This is a genomic window from Azotobacter salinestris (genome assembly GCF_009363155.1).
GTDB classification, from domain to species: Bacteria; Pseudomonadota; Gammaproteobacteria; order Pseudomonadales; family Pseudomonadaceae; genus Azotobacter; species Azotobacter salinestris.
In genome coordinates this window covers 4147553-4173872 of record NZ_CP045302.1, presented here as the reverse complement: position 1 = coordinate 4173872, position 26320 = coordinate 4147553, and the positions used below count along the sequence as shown (strand labels likewise).

The window sequence follows — 26320 nt, the reverse complement described above, 5'->3', positions numbered from 1 at the left end:
GGCCGGCGCTGCTGCCGGCCCCGGGCGTCAGGGAGCGGCGCGGTGGCGGCGCGCCTCGATCACGTTGGGCAGCTGGGCGATGCGCGCCAGCAACCGGCCGAGGGCGTCCAGCCCGGGGATCTCGATGGTCAGGACCATTTGCGCCGTGCTGTCTTCCTTGTTCGACAGGGTGTTGGCGGCCAGCACGTTGATGCGCTCGTTGAGCAGCACCTGGGACACGTCGCGCAGCAGGCCGGAACGGTCGTAGGCGCGGATGAAGATGTCCACCGGGTAGGTCTGCACCGGCACCGGCCCCCAACTGACCTGGATTATCCGCTCCGGCTCGCGGCTGGCCAGCTGCAGGGCGTTGGCGCAGTCCTGGCGGTGGATGGTGACCCCGCGGCCCTGGGTGATGTAGCCGACGATGGGGTCGCCCGGCAGCGGCTGGCAGCAGCCGGCCATCTGTGTCAGCAGGTTGCCCACCCCCTGGATCTGGATGTCGTCGCGCCTGCCCGGCTTGTGCAGGATGCCGGCCTTGCGCGGGATCAGCTCGAGCTGCCCGGTGCTGCGCTCCGGCTCGACCAGTTGCTGGGCCAGCCCCACCACATGGGCCAGCCGCAGGTCGCCGGCGCCGAGGGCGGCGAACAGGTCCTCGGCGGTCTTCAGGTTGCTCTTTTCCGCCAGTCGGTCGTAATCCACCGGCACCAGATCGAGCCGGGCGAGCTCGCGCTCGAGCAGCGTCTTGCCGGCGGCGACGTTCTGATCGCGCGCCTGCAGCTTGAACCAGTGGACGATTTTCGCCCGGGCCCGCGAGGTGGTCACGTAGCCGAGGTTGGAGTTCAGCCAGTCGCGGCTCGGCGAGCCGTTCTTGCCGGTGATGATCTCCACCTGCTCGCCGGTCTGCAGGGTGTAGTTGAGCGGCACGATGCGTCCGTCGATCTTGGCGCCGCGGCAGTTGTGGCCGATCTCGGTGTGCACCCGGTAGGCGAAGTCCAGCGGCGTCGCACCCTTGGGCAGGTCGATAGCGTGGCCGTCCGGAGTGAACACGTAGACCCGGTCGGGCTCGATGTCGACCTGCAGCTGCTCGGCCAGACCGCCGATGTCGCCCAGCTCCTCGTGCCACTCGAGCACCTGGCGCAGCCAGGCGATCTTCTCCTCGTAATGGCTGGAGGTGGACTTGAGATCGGTGCCCTTGTAGCGCCAGTGCGCGCAGACGCCCAGCTCGGCCTCCTCGTGCATCGCGTGGGTGCGGATCTGCACCTCCAGGGTCTTGCCGTCCGGACCGATCACCGCGGTGTGCAGCGAGCGGTAGCCGTTCTCCTTGGGGTTGGCGATGTAGTCGTCGAACTCCCTGGGGATATGCCGCCACAGCGAGTGGACGATGCCGAGGGCGGTATAGCAGTCGCGCACCTCCGGCACCAGCACGCGCACGGCGCGAACGTCGTAGATCTGACTGAATTGCAGGCCCTTCTTCTGCATCTTGCGCCAGATCGAATAGATATGCTTGGCCCGGCCGTTGATGTCGGCATTGATGCCGGCGCTGGCCAGCGCCTCCTTGAGCTCCTGGACGACCTTGGCGATGAACTGCTCGCGATCGAGCCGGCGCTCGTGGAGCAGCTTGGCGATCTGCTTGTACTGCTCGGGCTCGAGGTAGCGGAAGGACAGGTCCTCCAGCTCCCACTTGATATGACCGATGCCGAGGCGATGGGCCAGCGGCGCATAGATGGCGGACACCTCGCGGGCGACGCGCTGGCGGCGCTCCTCGCTGGCGTGCTTCACGGCGCGGATCGCGCAGGTGCGCTCGGCCAGCTTGATCAGCGCGACGCGCACGTCGTCGACCATCGCCACCAGCATCTTGCGCAGGTTCTCCACCTGGGTCTGGGCATCCAGCACCAGGGATTCGCGCGGATTGAGGCTGTCGCTGATCGCCGCCATGCGCAGCACGCCCTCGATCAGCTTGGCGACCACCTGGCCGAAGCGCCGCTGCACCTCGTCCAGGGCGATCTGCTTCTGGCGCACGCCGCGATAGAGCACGGCGGCGACCAGGGAATCCTGATCCAGCTTGAGATCGGCGAGGATTTCCGCGATCTCCAGCCCGACCAGGAACGTGGACGTGCCCGCAGCGGGAGTCCCCGCGTCCGGCCGGGCCTGCCGCTCGGCCTCGCGGGCGTACTCGCAGGCCGTCTTCAGGGCCTCGCGCTCCAGGGCCGGGTCCATCTTCAGGACATGATCCAGCCAGGCCTCAAGATTGATGCTGCCGTCGGTGTTGACCGGCTGCTGCGCTCTCACCTGTACCATGTATCTACCTTTCCCCCAGCATGTCTTCCATGCCGAACAAACATCAGCCGGAATCGGGCTGCCCGGAAACGAAAAATGCAACCACTCCGGCCGGCGAGACTCCGCACCGCGCCTCAGCGCGCCGCAGAGCCCCTCTCGAACAACGTCATGGCCTCGACATGGGCGGTCTGCGGAAACATGTCGAGAATGCCGGCACGCCGCAGCCGGTAGCCCTGCCCGGCCAGTTCCGCCGCGTCCCGCGCCAGGGTCGCCGGATTGCAGGAAACATATAGCACCCGCTCGGCACCCAGGCTGCCCAGCTGCCGCACGGCTTCCAGCGCGCCATCGCGGGGCGGGTCGAGCAGTACCGCAGCGAAGCCGGCGGCAGCCCAGGACGCCCCTGCCAGCGGCTTCGACAGATCCGCCTGGCAGAAGTGCAGGTTGGCCAGGCCATTGCGGACAGCGTTTTCCCTGCCCCGCTCGACCATCGCCGCCACCCCCTCCACCGCCACCACCTCGCGCGAGCGCTGCGCCAGCGGCAGGGCGAAGTTGCCCAGACCGCTGAACAGGTCGAGCACCCGCTCTTCCGACCGTGGTGACAGCCACTCGAGGGCCTGGGCGACCATCGCCTCGTTCACCGCGGCGTTGACCTGCACGAAGTCGCCGGGCCGGTACTGCAGCTCCAGTCCCCACGGCTCCAGACGGTAGCCCAGCGGGGCCTCCGGCAGGTCCGCCTGCGGGTCGCCCTTGCCCTGCAGCCAGAGCTGGGCGGCGTGCTCCCGGCAGAAGACGCGCAGGCGCTGCAGGTCGTCATCCGCAAGGGGCGCAGTATGGCGCACCAGAATGGCGCTTGTATTGCCATGGAACAACTCGACATGGCCCAGCGCCTGGGGCCGCGCCAGACCGTGCAACAGCGCGGGCAGAGCGCGCAGGACGGCTTGCAATGGCCGTACCAGTACCGGGCAGTCGTCGATGGCGACGATCGCCTGGCTGGCCGTGGCGCGAAAGCCCACCTCCAGCCGGCCGGCGGCGGCCTCCCAGCGCACCGCGATGCGCGCCCGGCGGCGGTAGCCGAACTCCGGGCCGACCAGCGGCGGCGCCCACTCCTCCGGCGCGAGCTCGGCGAAGCGCGCCAGCTGCTCGGCGAGGGTGCGCTGCTTCAGAGCCAGCTGCTCGGCATGGGGCAATGCCTGCAGGGTGCAGCCGCCGCAGCGGCCGGCATGCGCGCAGGGCGCGTCGCGGCGCAGCGGGCTGGCGCCCAGGATGCGCTCGGCACGGGCGTCGACGATGCGGTTGCGCGCGCCGAGCACGCGGGCCTCGACCTGCTCGCCGGCCAGGGCGCCGGAGACGAACCAGGTGCGCCCGTCGACGAAGGCGATGCCGCGCCCGTCGTGAGCCAGGCGCTCGATGGTCAGGACCTGCTTCCTGCCCACCTGCAGGGGCGCCGAGCGGGCGCCGCCGCTGGGCTGGAAGCGCAGGCCGGTAGTGCGTCTAGCCACGGTGGTGGCCCTCGCGTGCTGTGGAAGTCGGCTCAAGGCTGGTCATAGACACCCGTGGACAGGTAGCGGTCGCCGCGGTCGCAGATGATCGCCACCAGCACCGCATTCTCCACCTCGCGCGACAGGCGCAGCATGGCCGCCACCGCCCCGCCCGAGGACACGCCGCAGAAGATGCCCTCCTCGCGGGCCAGGCGGCGCATGCAGTCTTCGGCTTCGCTCTGGGCCATGTCGATCACCCGATCGACGCGGGACGCATCGAAGATCCTCGGCAGGTATTCCTGCGGCCAGCGGCGGATGCCGGGAATCGCCGAGCCCTCCTGGGGCTGCAGGCCGACGATCTGGATCGCCGGGTTCTGTTCCTTGAGGTAGCGCGAGGCGCCCATGATGGTGCCGGTGGTGCCCATGGAGCTGATGAAGTGAGTGATGCTGCCCCGGGTCTGGCGCCAGATCTCCGGACCGGTGCCCTCGTAGTGCGCCTGCGGGTTGTCCTGGTTGCCGAACTGGTCGAGCACCTTGCCGCGCCCCTCGCCCTGCATCTTCAGCGCCAGGTCGCGGGCGCCCTCCATGCCCTCGGCCTTGCTCACCAGCACCAGCTCGGCGCCGTAGGCGGTCATCGCCGCCTTGCGCTCGGCGCTCATGTTGTCGGGCATGATCAGGATCATCCGGTAGCCCTTGATCGCCGCCGCCATGGCCAGGGCGATGCCGGTATTGCCGGAGGTGGCCTCGATCAGGGTGTCGCCGGGATGGATGTCGCCACGCAGTTCGGCGCGGGTGATCATCGACAGCGCCGGGCGGTCCTTCACCGAACCGGCCGGATTGTTGCCCTCCAGCTTGACCAGCAGGGTGTTCGAGGTTTCGCCCGGCAGGCGCTGCAGGCGCACCAGCGGAGTATTGCCGATGCACTCGGCGATGGTGGGGAAATGCACTGTCATGGAAACGCTCGGTATCCTGAATCAGAAATGGGCTGCTCGGTCCGGACGGCATCCCTGCCGCCATGCTGCATGGGCGCCGCTCGCCATGCTCCTTCATGGCCTGCCGCGACACCCGGCCTGGCAACAGGCTTCGCTCGTCCATGGGAGCGGAGTCGAAGCCATCCAGGCCACAGGGGGGTGCCTATGATAGCCGGCAAAGCGCTGCAGACCATCATCCGGAACGGGTACACGCTTATTCCGAATGGCTATGAGAGCGCTTCTGTTGCCCCGTCGGGCTCTATGGCTACACTGCCTTCCCAAATCCCTTACGGAGAATCGGGGTGTTTCACGACTTCAGCATCAAGACCCGCATCGTCATGCTCACCCTGCTGCCCAGCAGCCTGCTGGCACTGGTTCTGGGCAGCTATTTCACCTGGCAGCAGCTGAGCGAGATGCACAGCAATCTGGTGGGGCGTGGCCAGCTGATCGTCCAGCAGCTGGCGCCGCTGGCCGCGCCCTCCCTGGCGCAGGACTACCACAATCGCCTGCAGCGCATCGCCAACCGGGTGCTCGACCAGCCGGACATCCGTGCGGTGAGCTTTCTCGACAGCAAGCTGGATACCATCGTGCATGCCGGGCCGAGCCTCAGCGGCCCGCTGCCACCCCAGGATCCGACCCAGCTGACCCTGGTCCGCGACAACGACGCGACCCACCTGCTGATGCCGGTGCTCGGCTACCACCAGAATCTGGCCAGCGGCAGCAGCAGCCAGGACGACCGCCTGCTCGGCTGGATCGTCCTGGAAATATCGCACCACAACGCCCTGTTGCAGGGCTATCGCAACCTGCTCGCCAGCCTGCTGCTGATCCTCGGCGTGCTGCTGGTCAGCGCCGTCCTCGCCCTGCGCGTGGGGCGCTCGATCAGCGATCCGCTGCGGCACATCCAGCAGGGCGTGTCGCAACTGCGCGACGGCCATCTGGAAACCCGCCTGCCACCCCTGCGCAGCCATGAGCTGGACGACCTGGCCGCCGGCATCAACCGCATGGCCGAGGTCATGCAGCACGCCCAGGAAGAGATGCAGAACAGCATCGACCAGGCCACCGAGGACGTCCGCCAGAACCTGGAAACCATCGAGATCCAGAACATCGAGCTGGACATGGCGCGCCGCGAGGCGCTGGAGGCGAGCCGGATCAAGTCCGAGTTCCTCGCCAACATGAGCCACGAGATCCGCACCCCGCTGAACGGCATCATCGGCTTCACCAACCTGCTGCAGAAATGCGAGCTGTCGCCCCGCCAGCACGACTACCTGAACACCATCCAGAAGTCCGCCGACAGCCTGCTCGACATCATCAACGAGATCCTCGACTTCTCGAAGATCGAGGCCGGCAAGCTGGTCCTCGAGCACAACCCCTTCAACCTGCGCGAACTCATCCAGGACACCCTCACCATCCTCGCCCCGGCGGCCCACGCCAAGCACCTCGAACTGGTCAGCCTGATCTACCGCGACACGCCCCTGGCGCTGAACGGCGACCCCCAAAGGCTCCGCCAGGTCCTCACCAACCTGATCAGCAACGCCATCAAGTTCACCAACGAAGGCACCATCGCCGTGCGCGCCATGGTCGAGGACGTCGGCGAGGAATTCGCCCAGTTGCGGATCAGCGTGCACGATACCGGCATCGGCCTGTCCCAGGAGGACCTGAACGCGCTGTTCCAGGCCTTCAGCCAGGCCGACAACTCGCTGACCCGCCAGGCTGGCGGCACCGGCCTCGGCCTGGTCATCTCCAAGCGCCTGATCGAGCAGATGGGCGGCGAAATCGGCGTCAACAGCGTGCCGGGCGAGGGCTCCGAGTTCTGGATCCGCCTGTCCCTACCGCTCGACGACCACAGCGAGGACGAGCCGCCGACCGTCCTGCATGGCCATCGGGTGGCCCTGCTCGAACAGCACGAGCTGGCCCGCCAGTCGATCCAGCACCAGCTGGAGGACTGCGGCCTGGAGGTGCAGCCCTTCGCCGAGCTGGACAGCCTGCTGGCCGGCGTCGCCGCCGCACGCCAGGAAAAGCGGCCGATCGGCCTGGCGGTGCTCGGCGTGACCAGCCGCGACACCAGCGCCGAGGAACTGGCCCAGCGCATCGCCGACCTCGACCGGCTCGGCTGCAAGTGCCTGGTGCTCTGCCCCACCACCGAGCAGATGCTCTACCAGGAGGTCCTGCCGGAGGCGCAGATCCAGTTGCAGAGCAAGCCGGCGCACCGCGACAAGCTGCAGGCGGCTCTCACCGAACTGCTCACCCCCCAGCCGACCGGCCAGCAGACGCCTGGCCCGCTGGGCAACCGCGCGCCGCACCTGCTCTGTGTCGACGACAACCCGGCCAACCTGCTGCTGGTGCAAACCCTGCTCAACGACATGGGCGCCACGGTCAGCGTGGCGGACAGCGGCCAGGCTGCCGTGGAAGCCGCACAGCAAGAGCGCTTCGACCTGATCTTCATGGACGTGCAGATGCCCGGCATGGACGGCCGCCAGGCCACCAGGGCGATCCGCCAGTGGGAAGCCGGACAACCGGAACAACGCCATACGCCGATCATTGCCCTCACCGCCCATGCCCTGGCCAACGAGCGGCGCGCTCTGCTGCAGAGCGGCATGGACGACTACATGACCAAGCCGATCAACGAGCGCCAGTTGGCCCAGGTCGTGCACAAATGGACCAGGCTGCACCTGCGCTCGTCCGGCACACAGGCCGACGAGGCCCTGTCGGCATCCATCGGCCATCTCAGCGTGCTCGACCCCGAGGAAGGCCTGCGCCTGGCCGCCGGCAAGCCCGACCTGGCCGCCGACATGCTGAGCATGCTGCTGGCCTCGCTGGATGCCGACCGCCAGGCGATCCGCCAGGCACGCCGGGACGGCGACCGCGTCGCGCTGATCGAGCGCGTGCATCGCCTGCACGGGGCTACCCGCTATTGCGGCGTGCCCCAGCTGCGCGCCGCCTGCCAGCACAGCGAAACCCTGCTCAAGCAGCACGCTCCGGAAGCCGACGCCGCCCTGGACGAACTGGATGGTGCCATCCAGCGCCTCGCCGGCGAGGCGAAATTCGGCGTCTGAGCGGAAACCGGGCGCCCTGCCGATCGCCTGGGCGGCCGACAGCCCCGGCGATCGGCTACGGGGCGAACAGCTCCAGCTGCTCGCCACCGCCACGCCGGTCGAGCAGCCGCACGCCGACGCCCAGCAGTCGCACCGGCCGCTCTCCGCGGGCGAAGGCAGCGCCGAGCAGCAGCCGGTAACTGTCCAGGTCCCGACCGGCGCCGGCCTGCTCCAGGGTGGTCTGGGTGAAGTCGTGGAACCTCACCTTGACAAAGGGCTTGTCCGGCCGATAGCTGCCGTCCAGCCGCGCCAGGCGTCCGTAGAGCTCCTCCAGCAGCAGCGGCAACTGCTTCAGGCAGGCGGCCAGATCCGGCAGATCCCGCTCGTAGGTGTGCTCCACACTCAGCGACTGACGGCGGCTGTCGACCTCCACCGGACGCTCGTCAATCCCCCGTGCGAGCAGGCCCAGGCGTTCGCCGAAGCTGCCGAATTCGCGCACCAGGGCCGGCCGGCTCCACTGGCGCAGCTCGGCACAGGTGCGGATGCCCAGGCGGGCGAGCCGCTCGGCAGTGACCCGGCCGACCCCATGCAGCCGGCTCACCGGCAGGTCGGCGACGAAGGCCTCGACCTCGTCCGGTGGAATCACGAACAGCCCGTCGGGCTTGCGCCAGTCGCTGGCGATCTTGGCGAGAAACTTGTTGGGCGCGACGCCGGCGGACACCGTGATGCGCAGCTCCTGCCAGACGCGCCGGCGGATATCCTGGGCGATGCGCGTGGCGCTGCCGGAACAGTGCGGACTGGCGGAAACGTCCAGATAGGCTTCGTCCAGCGACAGCGGCTCGATGAGCTCGGTGTAGTCGCGCAGGATGCGCTGGATCTCCCGCGACGCGGCCTTGTAGGCATCGAACCGCGGCCTGACGATCAGCAGGTCCGGACAGCGCTTCAGCGCCTGGCGTGCGGGCATCGCCGAATGTACGCCATAGGCGCGTGCCTCGTAATTGCAGGTGGCGATCACCCCGCGCCGATCGGGCGCACCGCCCACCGCCAGCGGACGACTGGCCAGGCGCGGGTCGTCGCGCATCTCGATGGCTGCGTAGAAACAGTCGCAATCGACGTGAATGATCTTCCTGCCGCTCATGACCCAGCATGATGCCCGGCGCGTGGCGCCGGCAGCTCAATGGGACCGGTGTGCCGCCACGTCCCCGTTGGAAACGCGGATCGCGCGGATGTCGCGGACACGGAACCCGTCGGAGCCAGCGATATCGATGGGCAGCCAGATCCGCCAGGCCTCGTCGGCACCGATTGCCCGCGCCTCGATGACGCGGCTGCCGGCCACCTGACCGTTCTTGAGAATATCGAAGTCGATGGCTACGTTTTCCAGATCGTGCCCCGAGACATTCACCCCCGTTTCCTGGAGATAGGTCTTGTGGCTCATGGTGATCAACTGCATGTTGCGCAGCTTGATGTCATTCTCGGCCAAGGCGCCGGTCGAAAACAGTAGCGCCATCAGCGCTATCTTCATTCTTGACTGCATTGAAGAATCCCCCGAATCGGGCAGCATGACGCCTGGCCATCCGCCCATGAAAAAGTCTCATATCAAGTACCTCTCCATACTGCCCAGATTGGAGTAACGCCTGGCGTGGATAGCACGAAACGCCATTTCAAGCGAGTACTGTTGATCTAACCTCTAATAAAAGCCCTCGGAGCAGTCACCATGTCCCTCGACAAGCACGCCCTCGACAGTCTGCTGGAGCAAGCCCGGCGGCATGCCGACCAGGCTGCTGCCCACAACGATCCGACCCTCTATCGAGAGGCTTTCATGGCCATGTGCCAAGCCGTGGCCATGCTCGGCGCGGAGGCCGACGACTGGCGCGAGCAGGTGATCCGCGCGACCGAGGAGTACACGCGCACCGAAGGCATCTAGCTGCCGCAGCCGTCTCTGTGAGCTAAATAATTGAGTCAGAACCGTTTTTCAGCAAAATAGCTTGACATCGAATAACTTAGCTATAGAATACGACCCACACAGACGCGGGGTGGAGCAGTCTGGTAGCTCGTCGGGCTCATAACCCGAAGGTCGTTGGTTCAAATCCAGCCCCCGCAACCAAATCATGACAATCGGCCCGGACTGCGCAAGCAGCCCGGGCCGATTGCTATGTGCCAAATGGCGACTCAAGCAGTTCCTCTCATTCCCATCAACCTCCTTCTGCGGCCAGTACGCCGGCATGATCACGTACCGGATGCTAGTGCGCAGGCGATTCTGCGGCCGCCGGCCGGGCAGCATTGCCGGATAGGCGCTCACCGTAAGACTCGGCATCGCTGAGGGCCGACTGCTCGCGCAGTTGCCGGCCAGCAGGCAGGAGTTTGGCCGCCCAGTCGCGCAGCCGCTGGTTTTCATGCCTCAACGCTTCGAGTGCTTGCTGGTGGCCGATCAGTGCAGCACGCAAGTCGTCCTGCTCGCGTCGCAAACGCTCCTGAAGGCTTCGCTCGCTGCCGAGCTCCGCAGCCAGGCGCTCGACATCGGCCCGGCGACGATCCGCCAATTGCTCGGCCTGATCGGCACGCACGGCCACAAGATCCAGCTCGGCGCGCAATGTATCGGTCTCGCGGGAAAGCAGCCAGACGAGCAAGGCCATGAGCACGGCGACAAGGAGGGAGGATCTGGTCATGCAGGACTCCTCCGCACTGCACGGCCATGGCGGGGAGCGGATTTGCGGGGCTGCTCCGGCTGCATAGATTCCTCCTTGGAGACCTGTGGGCGCGGATGGGCTTCGGGTCATACAACCCCTGAGCATAGGCCGCTCCGCTCGGATGTCTGCCGCACTCCGCCAAGCGGCACCTTTCCTGGGCCTTGCAGTCCACGGCCCGCAGCCATCAACATGACATCATGATGGATATCGACCAACCTGAAAGTGCTGGGTGCCGGGACGCAGGCAGCTCCCCTGCACTGTATTCCAGATGCAGTAATGCTGCCTCGTCAGCATGTCCCCGTCTGTCGCCGGATGATTGCCCGGCTGTGTTAACAAAAGGAATCCGGATTCACTAAGCTCCTGCAAGCGCCGCCTATCCACTGCCGTGAAGCAGAGGCCGTCCAGGACGGCCCCGTTACAGCCAGACTCCATAACATGCCAGCCTGCGATGCCAGGGCCCGCAAGGATCGACCTTGAAAAAGCCGCCCGCCCTCCGCCTCCTGCCCACTTTCGGCTTGCTCTGCGGGTTGCTGCCCGCCCCCCCCGCTACCGCCGAGCCCCTGCAGTTTGCGATGGTCCCCAAGCGCGTCGATCAGCGCTTCTTCATCCTGGCCGGAGAAGGATGTGCAGAGGCCGCCCAGACCCAGGGCGATACCTGCCTGCTGCTGGGCGCCTCCGGGCCGGCGCATTTCCGCTTGCAGAACAAGGCCCTGGAGCAGGCCCTGGAAAAGGACCTGGATGGCATCGCCCTGGCAGTGACTCATTCGAAATGGCTGGCCGAGCATGCCCTGCAACGGGTCAGCAAGATACCGCTGATCACCTTCGACGCAGACCTGAACCCCGCAGAGCAGCACCTTCGCCGGGGTTACGTCGGGATCGACAACCTGGCGTTCGGCCGGCATCTGGGCAGGCTTGCCCAGCACTTCAGGCCACAGGGCGGCAAACTGTGCGTTCTGACCGGCGAACTACAGGACATCTACCAACAGGAACGCCTGCAAGGTATCCGCCAGCAGCTCAGCGGCATCCCGAACCATCAAGGCGTCGACCGGCTGAACGGCGAGCATGGCTGGAGCGAGCCGCATCGCTGTCCGCTGGAGCGTGCCGAAACCCCGGAAGGCGCATTGCTCCAGCTCTCCACCCTGCTGAATACCCGGCACTTCGATGTCATCATCAGCCTCGGCAGCTGGCCGGTCCAGCACGCCGACAACTACCGCCAACAGATCGGCCCGCTGCTCGCCGGACTCGATGCCAGGCACAGTCATCCGGCCATCATCATCGCCTCGAGCGAGCCGGATGCAGGACAGCGCGCATTGCTCGACGAGGGGCTGGTGCAGGCCTATCTGGACATGAACAGCCGCGAGATCGGCCGCCAGAGCTACTGGATGCTCAAGCGCTTGGCACGCGGCGAGCCCATCGCCGAGAAGCATCTCATCGACAGCTACATCGTCTACCTGCCCAAAGCGCCGCCGACCATGACCGCAAAGCCATGAAGCGAACCCAGGCCCTCCGCCACCCGATAACTGGCCGAGAGCCATACGGCAACCGGCGCTGTTTCGATATCTTCTCAGACGCGCCGCGCATCGCTAGAATTGCGCACTTTTTGATCAGGCGCGCCATCCAGGCGCCCAGAGGTAGCCGCCATATGTCCACATCCTCCACGCCAAAAGTCGGATTCGTATCGCTCGGGTGCCCAAAGGCCACCGTCGACTCCGAACGCATCCTCACCCAGCTGCGCATGGAGGGCTACCAGATCGTGCCATCCTACGAGGATGCCGACGTGGTGGTGGTCAATACCTGCGGCTTCATCGACAGCGCGAAAGCCGAATCCCTCGATGCCATCGGCGAGGCCCTGGGGGAGAATGGCAAGGTGATCGTCACCGGCTGCATGGGCGTGTCCGAGGAAGCCATCCGCAACGTGCATCCCAGCGTGCTGGCGGTCACCGGCCCGCAACAGTACGAGCAGGTGGTCAGCGCCGTGCACGAGGTGGTGCCGCCCAAGGCCGACCATGACCCCTTCGTCGACCTGGTACCGCCGCAGGGCATCAAGCTGACTCCGCGCCACTACGCCTATCTGAAGATTTCCGAAGGCTGCAACCACAGTTGCGCCTTCTGCATCATCCCCTCCATGCGCGGCAGGCTGGTCAGCCGTCCGGCGGGCGAGGTGCTGGGCGAGGCCGAGCGCCTGGTCAAGGCCGGCGTCAAGGAGCTCCTGGTGATCTCCCAGGACACCAGCGCCTATGGCGTCGACCTCAAGTACCGAACCGACTTCTGGAACGGCCAGCCGGTGAAGACGCGCATGCTCGAGCTGTGCGAGGAACTCGGCAAGATGGGCGTGTGGGTGCGCCTGCACTACGTCTACCCCTACCCCAACGTCGACGACCTGATTCCGCTGATGGCCGCAGGCAAGCTCCTGCCGTACCTGGACATTCCCTTCCAGCACGCCAGCCCGAAGATCCTCAAGGCGATGAAACGCCCGGCCTTCGAGGACCAGACCCTCGCCCGCATCAGGAAGTGGCGGGAGACCTGCCCGGAGCTGACCATCCGCTCGACCTTCATCGTCGGCTTCCCCGGCGAGACCGAGGAGGACTTCCAGTACCTGCTCGACTGGCTGAGCGAAGCCCAGCTGGACCGCGTCGGCTGCTTCCAGTACTCGGCGGTGGACGGCGCGCCGGCCAACGAGCTCGAAGGGGCGGTGCCCGAGGAGGTCAAGCAGGAGCGCTGGGAGCGCTTCATGGCCCATCAGCAGGCGATCAGCGCGGCGCGCCTGCAACGCCGGATCGGCCAGGAGATGGAGGTGCTGATCGACGAGATCGACGACCAGGGCGCCATCGGCCGCTCCTGGGCCGACGCCCCGGAAATCGACGGCAATGTTTACGTCGACAGCGAGCAGGCACTCAAGCCCGGCGACAAGGTGCGCGTGCGCATCACCGCCGCCGACGAGTACGATCTCTGGGCCGAAACCCTCTGACGCCCGGGCCTGCACGACCGGTCCGCCCTTGCGGGCCGGCGTGCTCCCGGGGAAATAACGCCGGCCTTTCCCGCCTGGCTCTTGATCTCTCCTGAAGCGGGTAGCAGCCTCTTCATCCAGGCCATCTCGCATCAACCCAGCTCCAAGGAGGCTTATGCACCGGATTTCCTTCCTTCTTGCCGGCGTCCTGCTGCTCGCCGGCTGCGCCGGCGGCCCCGCAACCAGGGACGGCGGCCTGTCGTCAGCCGCACGTTACCAGGGCCATCTGGTCATGCTCCCGGAGATGCACATCTTCGTGCCCTGCAACGCGGAGGCGCCCCTCTGGCTGGTCACGGACGCCGCCACCGGCCACCGCCTCGAAGCCCAGTACGCGAGCCTGGTCAGCGAGCCCTACGAGGAAGCCTTCGCGGTCCTGCGCGGTACCCCGGGACCGCAGCTCGACTGTCGGGGCTGCCGGGACTTTCCGGGCAGCTTCCGGGTGAGCGAGATCATCGAGTATCGCCAGGCCGAGGCGGGAGACTGCCGCTGAACAGCCTGCAGGCTGCCCGTCAGCCCTTCTGGCCGTGAACGGGAAACGGCTCAAGGCCCGCCCCCGCCCGGCACCGTCACGCCAATGGCCCGGGTCGCGATCCACCGGCACCCAGTGGATGCCGGCAAGCAGTCAGGCCACTTCCAGATAGCACTTGTGGATGGCGTCGCCCAGGCACTGCACCTGCTCGATGTACTCGGTGATCCAGGCGTGCATTCCGGTTTCCAGCACCTCTTCGATCACCGTGTAGCGCAGCCGCGCCTCCAGCTCGGCAGCCAAGCGCTGCGCCGGACGGCCGTTGTCGCCGGGCAGGTCGGCGAGCGTCTGCTGCAGCTCGGTCAGGCAGGCCCGCAGCGAACGCGGCACCTCCGCCCGCAGCAGCAGCAGCTCGGCAACCTTGCCGGCCCGCGGCGAGCCGCGATAGATCTCGGCGAAGGCCTCGAAGGCAGTCAGCGCACGGAGCAGTGCGCTCCACTGGTAATAGGCGCGCGCCGAGCGATCGTTGGGGTCCTCGCTGTCCGCGCCGAGCAGCTCGTAGCGGGCATCGAGCAGACGCAGGGTGTTGTCGGCCCGCTCGATGAAGGTTCCCAGGCGGATGAAGCTGTACACGTCACCGCGCATCAGGGTTCCGTAGGTGGCACCGCGGAACAGGTGCGAACGCTCCTTGACCCACTCGCAGAAACGGCTGATGCCGTAGCCGCTCAGCCCCTGTTCGGCGAGGTCGAGCAAGGCCAGCCAGGTGGCGTTGATGTTCTCCCACATGTCGGCGGTGATCCGCCCGCGCACCGCATGGGCGTTGCTGCGCGCCCCGGCCAGGCAGTTGAACAGACTGGCCGGGTTGGTCGCGTCGAGGGCGAAGAAATTCAGCATGCGCTCGGCATGCAGTTCGCCATGGCGCTGCAGGTACTCCTCGAGGGTGCCGGTGATCAGCAGCGGCATGGCCAGTTCGTCGAGGCCGTTGCCGCGGCCATCCTGCGGCATCAGGGACAACGAGTAGCTGACGTCGAGCATCCGCGCGAGATTCTCGGCACGCTCCAGATAGCGCGACATCCAGTACAGATCGGCGGCGGTTCTACTTAACATGCTCGATAATTCCTTTAATCCTCAACGACCCAGGTGTCCTTGGTCCCGCCGCCCTGGGACGAGTTGACCACCAGTGAGCCTTCTCGCAGTGCCACGCGGGTGAGCCCACCGGGCACCAGACGGGTTTCACGGCCACTCAAGACGAAGGGCCGCAGATCAATGTGCCGCGGCGCGATGCCGCTTTCGACGAAGGTCGGACAGGTCGACAGACTCAGGGTCGGCTGGGCGATGTAGGCCTCGGGGCGCGCCTTGAGACGCTCGCGGAAGGCCTCGATCTCGGCCTTGGTGGCCGCCGGTCCCACCAGCATGCCGTAGCCGCCGGAGCCCTGGGTCTCCTTGACCACCAGCTCGGGCAGGTGGGCCAGGACATGGGACAGATCCTGCGGCTTGCGGCATTGCCAGGTCGGCACATTCTGCAGGATCGGCTCCTCGCCCAGGTAGAAACGGATCATGTCGGTGACATAGGGGTAGATCGACTTGTCGTCGGCCACCCCGGTGCCGATGGCGTTGGCCAGCACCACGTTGCCGCTGCGATAGGCCGACAGCAGCCCCGGCACGCCCAGCACCGACTCGGGATTGAAGGCCAGCGGATCGAGGAAGGCGTCGTCCAGCCGGCGGTAGATCACGTCCACCGGCTTGGCGCCGGCGGTGGTGCGCATGAACACCCGCTCGTCGCGGACGAACAGGTCGGCCCCCTCCACCAGCTCCACGCCCATCTCGCGGGCCAGGAAGGCGTGCTCGAAATAGGCGCTGTTGTAGCGTCCCGGCGTCAGCACCACCACGCTGGGATTGTCCAGCGGGCTGGAGCTCTTCAGGGTCTCCAGCAGCAGATTCGGATAGTGGTCGACGGGGGCGATGCGCTGGGCGGCGAACAGCTCGGGGAACAGCCGCATCATCATCTTGCGGTCTTCCAGCATGTAGCTGACGCCGCTCGGCGTGCGCAGGTTGTCCTCCAGCACATAGAAGGTGCCGTCGCCATCGCGCACCAGGTCGACCCCGGCGATGTGCGCGTAGATGTCGCGATGCAGGTCGAGCCCGTGCATCACCTGCTGGTAGCCGCTGTTGGACAGCACCTGCTCCGGCGGAATGATACCAGCCTTGAGGATGCGCTGATCGTGGTAGATGTCGGCGAGAAACAGGTTCAGTGCCTGGACCCGCTGGATGCACCCGGCCTCGATCCCGCGCCACTCGCTGGCGGGGATGCTGCGCGGGATGATGTCGAAGGGGATCAGGCGCTCGGTGCCCTGTGCGTCGCCATACAGGGTGAAGGTGATACCCGCTCGGTGAAACAGAAGATCGGCTTCGCGCCGGCGCTGGGCCAGCAGTTCCTGGGGAGTGTTCTCCAGCCAGTTGGCGAAGCCCCGGTAATGCGGCCGGCAGACGCCGTTCGCATCGTACATTTCGTCAAAAAATTGGCGATCCATGCATGCTCCTCGGCTGTGCACAGAAGGAATTCGCAAAGCTCATGCCAGTTGCCAAGTTCCTAGTCCTATCAATGGCTTGGAGATGTGCCGACGGTAGCGGCGACAAATCGGGAGCGGCTGAAGAGCCCATTCGGCTCCTCGTCCGTGTTGCTGTTCTTTCGATATTCACCGTCCCAAGCGATCCCGGCACACCGTCCGGCTTGCCGTATCGCACACAGGGATGGCAGAGTCGGGAGAGGCATGCACCAAAATAGCCTCATATCCCACAGGCAAGATCCATTGCGCACCAAAAAAATGCAACACCTGGCATAGGTTACCTGTTGGCCAGGCATTCGAGTGTGCCGCGGCGCCAGACTGGGGCACCGGCCTGACCGGTACCCGCGAAAGTTCCTAGCCCTCGTGGACGATCCGGGTACCCAGCAGGGCGATGAAGCTGCCCAGCCAGGCCGGATGCGCCGGCCAGGCCGGTGCCGTGACCAGATTGCCGTCCACATGCGCCTGATCCAGCGGAATATCCGCATACTCGCCGCCCGCCAGTCGCACCTCCGGAGCGCAGGCCGGATAGGCACTGCACGAACGCCCGTCGAGCACCCCGGCCGCCGCCAGCAGCTGGGCACCATGGCAAACGGCGGCGATCGGCTTGTTCGCCGAGGCGAAGGCCCGCACCAGTTCCAGCACGCGCTCGTCGAGACGCAGGTATTCGGGCGCCCGGCCGCCCGGAATCAGCAGCGCGTCGTAATCCTCGGCGCGCACCTGCTCAAAGTCGAAATTCAGGGCGAAGTTGTGCCCCGGCTTTTCGCTGTAGGTCTGATCGCCCTCGAAATCGTGAATGGCGGTGCGCACGCTCTGCCCGGCACTCTTGCCCGGGCACACGGCATGCACCCTATGGCCGACCATCAGCAGCGCCTGGAACGGCACCATGGTTTCGTAGTCTTCGGCGTAGTCGCCGACCAGCATGAGGATCTTCTTGGCGGACATGGGTAACTCCTGGACGAGACGAAGAAGCCCCACCCTACCCTGCCGCTTTCCGGCCGTCGACCACTCAACCGCCACGATCCAGCAGATCGACCACCAGCCGGTCCAGCCAGCCCCACAGCCTCTGGCGCAGCCGGCGATACCAGGGCCGGGCCTGCCATTGTTGCCGGTCCACCTCGTGGCTGACCTGGAAATCGGCCAGGAAACATTCGACCACTTCGGCGATGAAGGCCGGATCCCGCGTTTCGAGATTGGCCTCCAGGTTCAGGCGCAGGTTCCAGTGGTCGAAATTGCAGGAGCCGACACTGACCCAGTCGTCGACCAGCACCATCTTCAGGTGCAGGAAGCGCGGCTGGTATTCGAAGATGCGCACGCCGGCCCGCAGCAGACGGCGATAGTAGCGCTGACCGGCATAGCGCACCGGCGGATGGTCGGTGTTGCGTCCAGCCAGCAGCAGGCGCACCTCCACCCCGCGCCGGGCCGCCTTGAGCAGGGCGCGGCGCACCTTCCAGGTCGGCAGGAAATACGGAGTGGCCAGCCAGATGCGCCGGTTCGCGCGGTGCAGGCTGCGGATCAGGGATTGCAGCACGTCGCGGTGCTGGCTCGCCTCGGCATAGGCGAGTCGTCCGGAACCCTCGCGGCGCAGCGGCACTGGCGGGATGCGCGGCGGCTTCGGCGGTCGCTGCGAGCGCCAGCGGCCCCACTCATGGCAGAGCATCCACTGGTGATCGAACAGCGTCCGCCAGTCGGCCAGCAGCGGACCGGCGATTTCCACCATGACTTCATGCCACAAACCGCTTGTGTCCTGCGGATCCCAGAACTCGTCGGTAGCTCCCGTGCCGCCGATATAACCCAAACGATCGTCCACCAGCAGCATCTTGCGATGATCGCGATGCAGATTATGCAGTCCAAAGCGCCAGCGCAGGGGATTGAACAGCACCAGGGCGACGCCCGCCTCGGTCAGCCGGGCGCGCAGGGTAGCGCCGAATCCGAGCGCTCCGAAGCCATCGAACAGGCAGCGCACCTGCACGCCGCGCTGCGCCGCGGCGACCAGCGCATCGATCAGCAGGCCGGCGCAGTGGCCATCCTTGACCAAATACAACTCCAGGTCGATCCGCCATCTGGCCTCGGCAATGGCCGCCAGCATGCGCGGGAAGAACGCATCGCCATCGACCAGCAGGCTGAGGCGATTGCCGCCCCGCCAGGGAAAGACCGCACCGCCCTGCATCATTGGCCTCCGCCTGCGGAGGCGGCGACCGACGCTCCCAGCGGGGTAGAGCGTCCCCCGGCCGGCGGCAACCGTCTGGACAGCTGATGGGTAAAGGGCTGGTGCATGCAACCTCTCGCTTGAAGACCGGCGCAGGACAATAACCGCTCCAGGCCGGCACCGAAAGCGTGCCGGCGCGACCTGACGCACGGGCCATGCTCAGGGCATGGGTGGGTTCTCCCCCTCAGCCAGCAGGCGGCAGCCCTCGCGCGGGCCGAGCCAGCTGGCGCTGTGGGTACGCCCCAGGCCGCGGGCGGTCACCGTCCGAGTGGCCGGCTCGTCGTGCAGCAGGTCGATCGGAATGTATTGCTGGATATAGACCTGACAATAATCCGCCGGGTTGCCGCTCACGTAGCGGCAGGAGCAGTACTCCTTGGCGCTATAGGCGCCGATGATGTCGGGGAAGGCGGCCAGGTGCGCACGGTTCGGCCAGCCCACGGCGACCACCAGCAGCGCGGTTGAGCCCAGCAGCAGGACGAGACGGCGGCGCATCAGGGAGCCTCCCCGACGGCGAAGGCCGCGCGGACCAAACGCAGGAAATCGTTGTGTCGATAGCTCGAATCGCGATCGTCGGCGAAGCGGACGATCACCAGCTTCTCCGCCGGCAGCACGTAGAGCGCCTGGCCCCAGTGGCCCAGCGCGGCGAAGGTGTCCGCCGGCGCGTTCGGCCAGGGCCGCGACGCTCTCGCCAGCGGCAGGTTCAGCCACCAGTGCCCGCCCGGCACCAATCCTTCCCCACGCGGCTGGTAGCCGGGCACCGGCGCGCGGTTGAAGGCGACCCAATCCGCCGGCAGCAGCCGGCGCTCGCCCCAGCGGCCGTCGCGCAGCATCAGCAGGCCGACCCGGGCCAGGTCGCGGGCACTCAGGTAGGCGTAGGAGGCACCGATGAAGGTGCCGGTCGCGTCCCGTTCCCAGACCGCCGAGGTGATGCCGAGCGGCTCGAACAGTGCCCGCCAGGGGTAGTCCGCATGGCGCTCGGCCGGGAGCATGCCCTTCAGCGCCGCCGCGAGCAGCACGCTGTCGCCGCTCGAATAGCTGAAGCGCGTGCCGGGCCCGGCATCTGCCTGATGCCGAGCGACGAAACGGGCCATATCGTTATGGCCACGGGTGTAGAGCATGGCGATAACCGAGGACTTCAGCGGCGAGTACTCGTAGTCCTCCTCCCAGGCCAGGCCGGAGGTCCAGTTGAGCAGGTGGCGCATGCGCAGGTCGGGATGGCCGGCGAGCGGCGGATAGTACTGCAGCGCCGGATCGTCGAGCCGGAAGCGGCCCTCGCCGTAGGCCACGCCGAGCAGACAGGCGAGCAGGCTCTTGCTCACCGACCAGACCAGATGCGGCGTGTTCGCGGTGGTCGGAGCGGCATAGTGCTCGTAGACCAGCACACCGTCACGAATCACCACCACCGCGTCGCTGCGCACGCCGCGGCGCTCGACCTCGTCCCGCGGCGGAAAGGCATAGGCCTCGAAGGCCTCGAGCGCCGGCCCCCGGGCGACGGGCTGACGGGCCCAGTCGGCACCCGGCCAGTCCTCGGCGACGGCCCGGCCGGCAGCGAGCACGGCGGCCGCCAGGCCAGCGACCAGGAAGCGGACGGAAAACCCAATGGCGGACATGCATCGACCTCGCGACGGGCAGAGCGCGAAGCCTAGCACGGGCCGGATGACGAAATGGACACGGCCCGGCCGGGGGTGAACGGCCTATTTCGGCAGTTGGTAGTCGTCCGGCCCGAGAAGATCGATGCCGCACTCCAGATGCTCGATCCAGTTGAGGAAGGCGTCGATCATTTCCTTGCCGACGAAGGGGCGGCCGTGCTGCGGCACGATCATATCCACCTTCATGTTGCGCACCATGCCCGCCCACAGTCGGCAGACCTTGTTGCTGGCCATGTAACGGCGATGAAAGGCATCCATGTGCGGGATATGACTGGCGAAATCGCGCACCGGCATGGCGTCGTCCACCAGCGAGGCGCCCATGTCGCCGGAGAAGAGGATCCGGCTCACCGGGTCGTACAGCTGGAAGTTGCCCACCGAGTGCAGGAAGTGCGCCGGCACCGCCTTCAGCTGGCAGCGACCAAGAGCAATCGAGTCGCCACGGTCCGGCAGGGCGATGATCCGGTCGTAGGTGGAGATGCCATGGCTCATGGCCAGATAGTTGGCGGTCAGGTGCGGCAGGAAGCGCGCCCACAGCTTCGAGCAGAGCACCTTGGCCTTGGTGTGCAAAAGCCACTTGCCCAGCGAGGAGATGATGTCCGGGTCCTGGTGCGAGGCGAAGATGTAGGTCAGCTCCTGCAGCGAGATGCGCTTCGACAGCTCCAGCGACAGCGGTGTGTAGGTCAGATCGCCGCCCGGATCGAGCAGCAGGTACTGGCCGTGGTCGGTGATCAGGAACTGGTTGGTCTGTACGCCCTCGCCCCTGACCAGATCATCGAAAAGCAGGCATTGATGAGTGCCGTTGTCGAACAGCACATGGGGTTCGCGTCGCATGAAAACCTCGCCGGATGCAGAGGCCCGCCAAAATACTCCGCAACACTCGCCGGCTTAGTGACGCAAATCAACCGCTCTCCCGCCGCCATTTCCCCACTGAGCGGCCTGTCACGCAAGGATCACCCAAACGTCACGGACGTGACACCGCCCCCGCCTAGCTTGAGCGTACCCGACCAAGTCGATCCGACCCTACAACGACAGCAGCCGGGCAGGGACGCGCGCCTTGCGCCAGTCCTGCCGAAGGCGCATCAGGCGGCTCACGGAGACCCCCCTATGACCCACGGTGCCATTACCTCCGAACGCAAGACCCCAGAACGTCATCTGCGCGCCGAGCGCCTGCTCGGCACGCACGCGCTGCGCGAGGCCCAGGCCCTGCGCTTTCGCGTGTTCAGCACGGAATTCGGCGCCAAGCTCAAAGGAGCCGAACTGGGGCTGGACATGGACGACTACGACCCGCACTGCAGCCACATCGGCGTGCGCGATCTTGGCAGCGGCGAGCTGGTCGCCACCACCCGGCTGCTCGACCACCAGGCTGCCGCCGACCTCGGACGCTTCTACAGCGAAGAGGAGTTCCGCCTGCACGGCCTGGCCCGCCTGCAGGGACCGCTGCTGGAAATCGGCCGCACCTGCGTCGCTCCCGGCTATCGCAGTGGCGCCACCATCGCCGTGCTCTGGAGCGAACTGGCCGAGGTGCTCAACGAGGGCGGCTACCGCTATCTGATGGGCTGCGCCAGCATCCCCATGAAGGACGGCGGCATCCAGGCCCAGGCAGTCATGCAGCGCCTGCGCGAACGCCACCTGTGCACCGAGCAGCTGCGCGCCGAGCCCAGGACCCCGTTGCCGCACCTGGAGCTGCCCGGCAACGTCACCGCCGAACTGCCGCCGTTGCTCAAGGCCTACATGCGCCTGGGCGCCAAGGTCTGCGGCGAGCCTTGCTGGGACCCGGACTTCCAGGTGGCCGACGTGTTCATCCTGCTCAAGCGCGACGAGCTGTGCCCGCGCTACGCCCGCCATTTCAAGGCTGCCGTCTGATTTCCCTGGCGGGCAGGACGCCCTTGCCGGCGTCCTTCCCGTCGTGGTCTTGCCCTGCGAGAGCCCATGAAGAAATTCCGCTTCCATATACGCCTTTTCCGCCTATTGGCGGTGCTCCTTTTCGGCCTGGCCATGGCCGGCTGGGTTACCCTGCTGGAGCGCCTCCGGCGCGACGACATGATGGCCCTGCGCCAACGTTTGACCCGTCGCTTTCTCGCCCAACTGGCCGCCGCCCTGCCCTTTCGCCTGAGCCTGCACGGCAAGGTGCCGGACCGCCCCATGCTGTGGGTCGGCAATCATGTCTCCTGGACCGACATCCCCCTGCTCGGCGGGCTCGTCCCGCTGTCGTTTCTATCCAAGGCCGAGGTGCGCAGCTGGCCGCTGGCCGGCTGGCTGACGCACAAGGCCGGCACGCTGTTCATCCGCCGCGGCGCGGGCGACAGCGGCCTGGTCAGGAGCCAGTTGCTACGCCACCTGCAGCACGGCCACGACCTGCTGATCTTCCCCGAGGGCACCACCACCGATGGACACGGCCTGCGCACCTTCCACAGCCGCCTGCTGGCCAGCGCGCTGGAAGCGCAGGTACCGGTGCAGCCAGTGGCGATCCGCTATCTGCGCGACGGCGCAATCGATCCGGTCGCGCCCTTCATCGGCGACGACGATCTGGTTTCGCATTTGCTGCGCCTGCTGCGCAGCGAACGCAGCGAGGTGGAGATCCACCTGCTGCCGCCGCTGGACAGCCAGGGCCTCAGCCGCACCGAACTGAGCCGCCAGGCGCACACGGCGATTGCCCAATGCCTGTTCGGCAGCACCGCGGCCCTGCCGGTTGCCGCCTGAAGGCTCAGGGCTCGCCCCTGTGCCTGCGGGCAAAATCCTGTAGTTGCGGATAAAAGGCATGGAAATTATCGCTCAACGGCTCGTAGAGCCGTTCCAGCTCGTCCAGGGCGCCATCCAGCCCCTCGGGGCGGGACAGGCGCCGCTGCATCCCCAGCAGCACCCGCTCCAGCACGGTGAAGTCGCGATAGCTGCCCAGCCAGTCCTGCTGCGCCATGCGCGGCACCAGCTCGGCCAGCCGGCCGGGCAGTTGCGCCTCGCCGGCGAGCAGCGCGTAGACCCGCGCAGTGAATACCGGGAGCGGCTCTTGCGCATAATCCGCCCAGCACCGGGCCAGGCAATGGTCGAAGAACAGGTCCAGGAGAATGCCGGCATAGCGACGCCGCGCCTCGGGAAAGCGCATCCGGGCCTGGCACACGATGGGATGGCTGTCGGTGAAGGCATCGATGCGCCGGTGCAGGCGGATGGCGGCCTCGATATCCGCCGGCCAGCGCCCCTGCAGGGGACCCTTGACGAAATCGCCGTAGAGACTGCCGAGCAGGTCGGCCGGCTGCGGGCCGCCCAGATGGAGATGGGCAAGATAGTTCATGGCGACACTCTAATTCCGATCGCCGATTGCTACAAAGACAGCCGGACGCCAGTATTGATATATCGCGATACACCGATATAGGGTTCGAACCAACACGATTCAGCCAGGCAGGCTCGCCCCATGTCCGATGCTTTCGACGAGGTCTACAAGGCCCTTGCCCACCCCGTGCGCCGGCAGATCCTGCACTGGCTGAAGGAGCCCGAACGCTACTTCCCCCATCAGGAACACTCTCTGGAGTTCGGCGTCTGCGCCGGCCAGATCGACCAGCGCACCGGGCTGTCGCAGTCCACCGTTTCGGCCCACCTGGCAACCCTGCAGCGCGCCGGCCTGGTCAGCGTGCGCAAGGTCGGCCCGTGGTGCTTCTTCAGGCGCAACGAGGCGGCCATCCAGGCCTTCCTCGAGCAGCTGCACGACGCGCTGTAAGGCGCGGCGGCCCCTTTTCGCCGGCAGTACAGCCCCTGGCTGACAGCCCTGCCCCTCCGATCGACCCACAGAGAGAACCATCCATGAGCACACTCTTCGATCCCATCAAGATCGGCGACCTGCAACTGCCCAACCGCATCGTCATGGCCCCGCTGACCCGCTGCCGCGCCGAACCCGGCCGCGTGCCCGGCGCGCTGATGGCCGAGTACTACGTGCAGCGCGCCAGCGCCGGCCTGATCATCAGTGAAGCCACCTCGGTCTGTCCGATGGGTGTCGGCTATCCCGACACGCCCGGCATCTGGTCGCAAGAGCAGATCGCCGGCTGGAGGAACGTCACCCAGGCGGTGCACGCTGCCGGCGGGCGCATTGTCCTGCAGCTCTGGCACGTGGGCCGGATCTCCGATCCGCTCTACCTGAACGGCGAACTGCCGGTGGCGCCGAGCGCCATCCAGCCCAAGGGTCATGTCAGTCTGGTCCGCCCGATGAAGGGCTTCGAAACCCCGCGCGCCCTGGAAACCGACGAGATCCCCGGCATCGTCGAGGCCTACCGCAAGGGCGCCGAGAACGCCAGGGCAGCCGGCTTCGACGGCGTGGAGATCCACGCGGCCAACGGCTACCTGCTTGACCAGTTCCTCCAGGACAGCACCAACCGGCGCAGCGACCGCTATGGCGGTAGTCTGGAGAACCGCGCCCGCCTGCTGCTGGAGGTGACCGACGCGGCGATCTCGGTATGGGGAGTTGGCCGGGTCGGCGTGCATCTGGCGCCGCGCGCCGACCTGCACGACATGGGCGACGCCAACCGTGCCGAAACCTTCGGCTACGTGGCCCGCGAGCTGGGCAAGCGCGGCATCGCCTTCATCTGCACCCGCGAGAAGGAAGACGCCGACAGCCTGACGCCACAGCTCAAGCAGGCCTTCGGCGGTGTGGTGATCGCCAACGAGCGCTTCACCAGGGAACAGGCCAACCGCTGGCTGGCCGAAGGCAAGGCCGATGCCGTGGCCTTCGGCGTCCCCTTCATCGCCAACCCCGACCTGCCGGCGCGCCTGGCAGCCGATGCACCGCTCAACGAGCCGCATCCGGAAACCTTCTACAGCTCGGGCCCGCAGGGCTACCTGGACTACCCGACCCTGTAGTCCGCCATCGGATCCGGCCCCCCGCGCCGGCCGTGCCGGGGCCGGCTCCGTCTCAGCGCCTGTTCAACTGCTGCTGCAGGCTGCGCATCTGGCTCTGCAGGGTGGTGAAGCTGCGCGTGGTCTGCGCGCGGAAGGCATCGAACTCGGCAGTGTCGGCCACGCCGCTGCGTGGGGTCGGCCGGTTGTCCAGCTCGCTGCGCAGTACCAAGAGCTCCTGCTCGAGACGGCTGATGGCCGGGGCCGGGTCGGCGCGCTTCTTCAGCACCGTCATTTGCCCGTCCAAGCCATTCAAGCGTGTAGCCAGTTGCTGCTCCTGCCCGGCCTGCTGCTCCTTCAGCGCCGCCACCGTCCCGTCGAGACCGCTCAGTCGCTCGGTCAACCGCTGCTCCTGCTCGACCTGCAGGCTCTTCAGCGTCGCCTGTTCGCCGGCGAGTACCTGCAGCCGCTCGTCGGTCTGGCGCAGCCTGCCGTCCAGCCGGGCCACCAGCTCCATGGCCACCTCCTGCTGCTTCTGCAGGTCACCGGCCAGTTGCCCGAGGCGCAGATCCTGCTCCTCCTGACGGGCCTGCAGCGCCTGCTGGCGCCTGTCCTGCTCGGCCAGGCGGCTCTCCAGCTGGCGGATCTGCAATTTGAGGGCTTCGCTGCCGGAGGTCACGCTGGATTCGGCGGCCACTACCTTGCCGCTGATGTTCTGGATGCGCAGTGCTGCATCCTCGCTGATCCGCGCGAAACTCTCCTGGGTCGCCACCAGTTGCTGCTCCATCAGCGCGAGGCGCTGCTGGCTCCACCAGCCGAGTCCGGCCAGGGAGAGGCTCAGCGCGCCGATCAGCGTCCACAGGAAACCATTGCCGGCCCGCCGCGCCGGCCGCTTCTCCTCGATCACGGCATGGCGCAGGGCCGGATCGCGAATTTCCGTTCGCAGGCTGGGAATATGCTCCACTTCATCGAAGGAATCGTTGCGCATGGGAATCTTCGCAAAGGCGCTGCCAACAGGATCTGCAGTATAGCGATTCGGGCCTGTGGCCGGGCTCTCATCCCCTTCGACAACGAGGCTCTAGCATGGGCTTTCCCACACGCATGCTGCGTGGATATGTCGCAACCCCGGTGCTATGATCCGTGACCTGCGGCGCCTTGCGCCCCGCTCCAAGCAGCACCCGAA

Annotated in this window: 24 protein-coding genes and 1 tRNA gene; 10 read left to right on the top strand and 15 right to left on the bottom strand. The window is 66.8% G+C overall.

Annotated elements, in window-relative coordinates:
• Positions 1–27: 27 nt before the first annotated feature.
• The 3 genes from relA to cysM form a co-directional block, all read right to left on the bottom strand.
• On the bottom strand, positions 28–2277 hold the full coding sequence (relA, locus tag GCU53_RS19530) for a GTP diphosphokinase (protein WP_152389082.1): 2250 nt from the start codon (positions 2275–2277) through the stop codon (positions 28–30).
• Positions 2278–2390: 113 nt separating this feature from the next.
• Complete coding sequence (gene rlmD / locus GCU53_RS19525; RefSeq protein ID WP_152389081.1) at positions 2391–3755, bottom strand: 23S rRNA (uracil(1939)-C(5))-methyltransferase RlmD; 1365 nt, start codon at positions 3753–3755, stop codon at positions 2391–2393.
• Between the two features lie 32 nt (positions 3756–3787).
• Positions 3788–4687 carry a cysteine synthase CysM gene (gene cysM / locus GCU53_RS19520; RefSeq protein WP_152389080.1) on the bottom strand — a complete coding sequence of 300 codons (900 nt, stop codon included), beginning with the start codon at positions 4685–4687 and terminating at the stop codon, positions 3788–3790.
• 320 nt (positions 4688–5007) lie between these two features.
• On the opposite strand from cysM, the gene GCU53_RS19515 reads away from it, so the two are divergent.
• Positions 5008–7758 (top strand): response regulator, encoded by a 2751-nt coding sequence (locus GCU53_RS19515; RefSeq protein ID WP_208845328.1) that lies wholly within the window; start codon positions 5008–5010, stop codon positions 7756–7758.
• A 55-nt stretch (positions 7759–7813) separates the two neighbouring features.
• Here the strand turns inward: GCU53_RS19515 and dinB are convergent, their stop codons facing one another.
• Positions 7814–8875: a DNA polymerase IV gene (dinB, locus tag GCU53_RS19510; protein WP_152389079.1), complete on the bottom strand. Its 1062-nt coding sequence runs from the start codon at positions 8873–8875 to the stop codon at positions 7814–7816.
• 36 nt (positions 8876–8911) lie between these two features.
• A complete protein-coding gene (locus GCU53_RS19505; RefSeq protein ID WP_244306862.1) occupies positions 8912–9259 on the bottom strand; it encodes an FxLYD domain-containing protein in 348 nt (115 codons plus the stop codon).
• A 192-nt stretch (positions 9260–9451) separates the two neighbouring features.
• Between GCU53_RS19505 and GCU53_RS19500 the strand changes: the two genes are divergently transcribed.
• Together GCU53_RS19500 and GCU53_RS19495 are read left to right on the top strand one after the other, a co-directional pair.
• Entirely contained in the window at positions 9452–9661 is a 210-nt protein-coding gene (locus GCU53_RS19500; protein ID WP_152389078.1) for a hypothetical protein, read from the top strand.
• Positions 9662–9764: 103 nt separating this feature from the next.
• A tRNA-Met gene (locus GCU53_RS19495) sits at positions 9765–9841 on the top strand.
• A 136-nt stretch (positions 9842–9977) separates the two neighbouring features.
• Here the strand turns inward: GCU53_RS19495 and GCU53_RS19490 are convergent.
• On the bottom strand, positions 9978–10403 hold the full coding sequence (locus GCU53_RS19490; protein WP_244306860.1) for a LysB family phage lysis regulatory protein: 426 nt from the start codon (positions 10401–10403) through the stop codon (positions 9978–9980).
• A 593-nt stretch (positions 10404–10996) separates the two neighbouring features.
• On the opposite strand from GCU53_RS19490, the gene GCU53_RS19485 reads away from it, so the two are divergent.
• From GCU53_RS19485 to GCU53_RS19475, 3 genes are all read left to right on the top strand, one after another.
• Positions 10997–11914 (top strand): substrate-binding domain-containing protein, encoded by a 918-nt coding sequence (locus GCU53_RS19485; RefSeq protein ID WP_152389077.1) that lies wholly within the window; start codon positions 10997–10999, stop codon positions 11912–11914.
• Between the two features lie 152 nt (positions 11915–12066).
• Positions 12067–13392 carry a 30S ribosomal protein S12 methylthiotransferase RimO gene (rimO, locus tag GCU53_RS19480; RefSeq protein ID WP_152389076.1) on the top strand — a complete coding sequence of 442 codons (1326 nt, stop codon included), beginning with the start codon at positions 12067–12069 and terminating at the stop codon, positions 13390–13392.
• A gap of 154 nt (positions 13393–13546) precedes the next feature.
• Positions 13547–13921, top strand: a complete 375-nt coding sequence (locus GCU53_RS19475; RefSeq protein WP_244306858.1) for a hypothetical protein — start codon at positions 13547–13549, stop codon at positions 13919–13921.
• Positions 13922–14053: 132 nt separating this feature from the next.
• Here GCU53_RS19475 and GCU53_RS19470 read toward each other — a convergent pair whose 3' ends face one another.
• The 7 genes from GCU53_RS19470 to GCU53_RS19440 all read right to left on the bottom strand — a co-directional run bounded on the left by GCU53_RS19470 (position 14054) and on the right by GCU53_RS19440 (position 21150).
• Complete coding sequence (locus tag GCU53_RS19470; protein WP_152389075.1) at positions 14054–15004, bottom strand: alpha-E domain-containing protein; 951 nt, start codon at positions 15002–15004, stop codon at positions 14054–14056.
• 14 nt (positions 15005–15018) lie between these two features.
• Positions 15019–16428 carry a circularly permuted type 2 ATP-grasp protein gene (locus GCU53_RS19465; RefSeq protein ID WP_152389074.1) on the bottom strand — a complete coding sequence of 470 codons (1410 nt, stop codon included), beginning with the start codon at positions 16426–16428 and terminating at the stop codon, positions 15019–15021.
• Between the two features lie 390 nt (positions 16429–16818).
• Complete coding sequence (locus GCU53_RS19460; protein WP_152389073.1) at positions 16819–17406, bottom strand: DJ-1/PfpI family protein; 588 nt, start codon at positions 17404–17406, stop codon at positions 16819–16821.
• 64 nt (positions 17407–17470) lie between these two features.
• Positions 17471–18631: a phospholipase D-like domain-containing protein gene (locus tag GCU53_RS19455; protein ID WP_152389072.1), complete on the bottom strand. Its 1161-nt coding sequence runs from the start codon at positions 18629–18631 to the stop codon at positions 17471–17473.
• A 198-nt stretch (positions 18632–18829) separates the two neighbouring features.
• Positions 18830–19162, bottom strand: a complete 333-nt coding sequence (locus GCU53_RS19450; RefSeq protein WP_152389071.1) for an amidase — start codon at positions 19160–19162, stop codon at positions 18830–18832.
• The gene (locus GCU53_RS19445; protein WP_152389070.1) at positions 19162–20280 is read right to left on the bottom strand and encodes a serine hydrolase domain-containing protein; all 1119 of its coding nucleotides are present in this window, start codon (positions 20278–20280) and stop codon (positions 19162–19164) included. Before GCU53_RS19445 ends, GCU53_RS19450 begins: the two co-directional genes overlap by 1 nt.
• Before the next feature lie 84 nt (positions 20281–20364).
• Positions 20365–21150: an oxygen-binding di-iron domain-containing protein gene (locus tag GCU53_RS19440; protein ID WP_152389069.1), complete on the bottom strand. Its 786-nt coding sequence runs from the start codon at positions 21148–21150 to the stop codon at positions 20365–20367.
• Between the two features lie 273 nt (positions 21151–21423).
• Here GCU53_RS19440 and olsB point away from each other — a divergent pair, with 273 nt between their 5' ends.
• Positions 21424–22182 (top strand): L-ornithine N(alpha)-acyltransferase, encoded by a 759-nt coding sequence (olsB, locus tag GCU53_RS19435; RefSeq protein ID WP_152389068.1) that lies wholly within the window; start codon positions 21424–21426, stop codon positions 22180–22182.
• Positions 22183–22248: 66 nt separating this feature from the next.
• Positions 22249–23019 carry a lysophospholipid acyltransferase family protein gene (locus tag GCU53_RS19430; protein ID WP_152389067.1) on the top strand — a complete coding sequence of 257 codons (771 nt, stop codon included), beginning with the start codon at positions 22249–22251 and terminating at the stop codon, positions 23017–23019.
• Between the two features lie 4 nt (positions 23020–23023).
• Here the strand turns inward: GCU53_RS19430 and GCU53_RS19425 are convergent, their stop codons facing one another.
• Positions 23024–23605 (bottom strand): acyl carrier protein phosphodiesterase, encoded by a 582-nt coding sequence (locus GCU53_RS19425; RefSeq protein WP_152389066.1) that lies wholly within the window; start codon positions 23603–23605, stop codon positions 23024–23026.
• 120 nt (positions 23606–23725) lie between these two features.
• On the opposite strand from GCU53_RS19425, the gene GCU53_RS19420 reads away from it, so the two are divergent.
• Both GCU53_RS19420 and GCU53_RS19415 read left to right on the top strand, forming a co-directional pair.
• Positions 23726–24028, top strand: coding sequence for an ArsR/SmtB family transcription factor (locus GCU53_RS19420; RefSeq protein WP_152389065.1), 303 nt, complete (start codon positions 23726–23728; stop codon positions 24026–24028).
• 83 nt (positions 24029–24111) lie between these two features.
• Positions 24112–25161: an alkene reductase gene (locus tag GCU53_RS19415; RefSeq protein ID WP_152389064.1), complete on the top strand. Its 1050-nt coding sequence runs from the start codon at positions 24112–24114 to the stop codon at positions 25159–25161.
• Between the two features lie 52 nt (positions 25162–25213).
• Here the strand turns inward: GCU53_RS19415 and GCU53_RS19410 are convergent, their stop codons facing one another.
• On the bottom strand, positions 25214–26125 hold the full coding sequence (locus GCU53_RS19410) for an ATPase (RefSeq protein WP_152389063.1): 912 nt from the start codon (positions 26123–26125) through the stop codon (positions 25214–25216).
• Between the last annotated feature and the right edge of the window lie 195 nt (positions 26126–26320).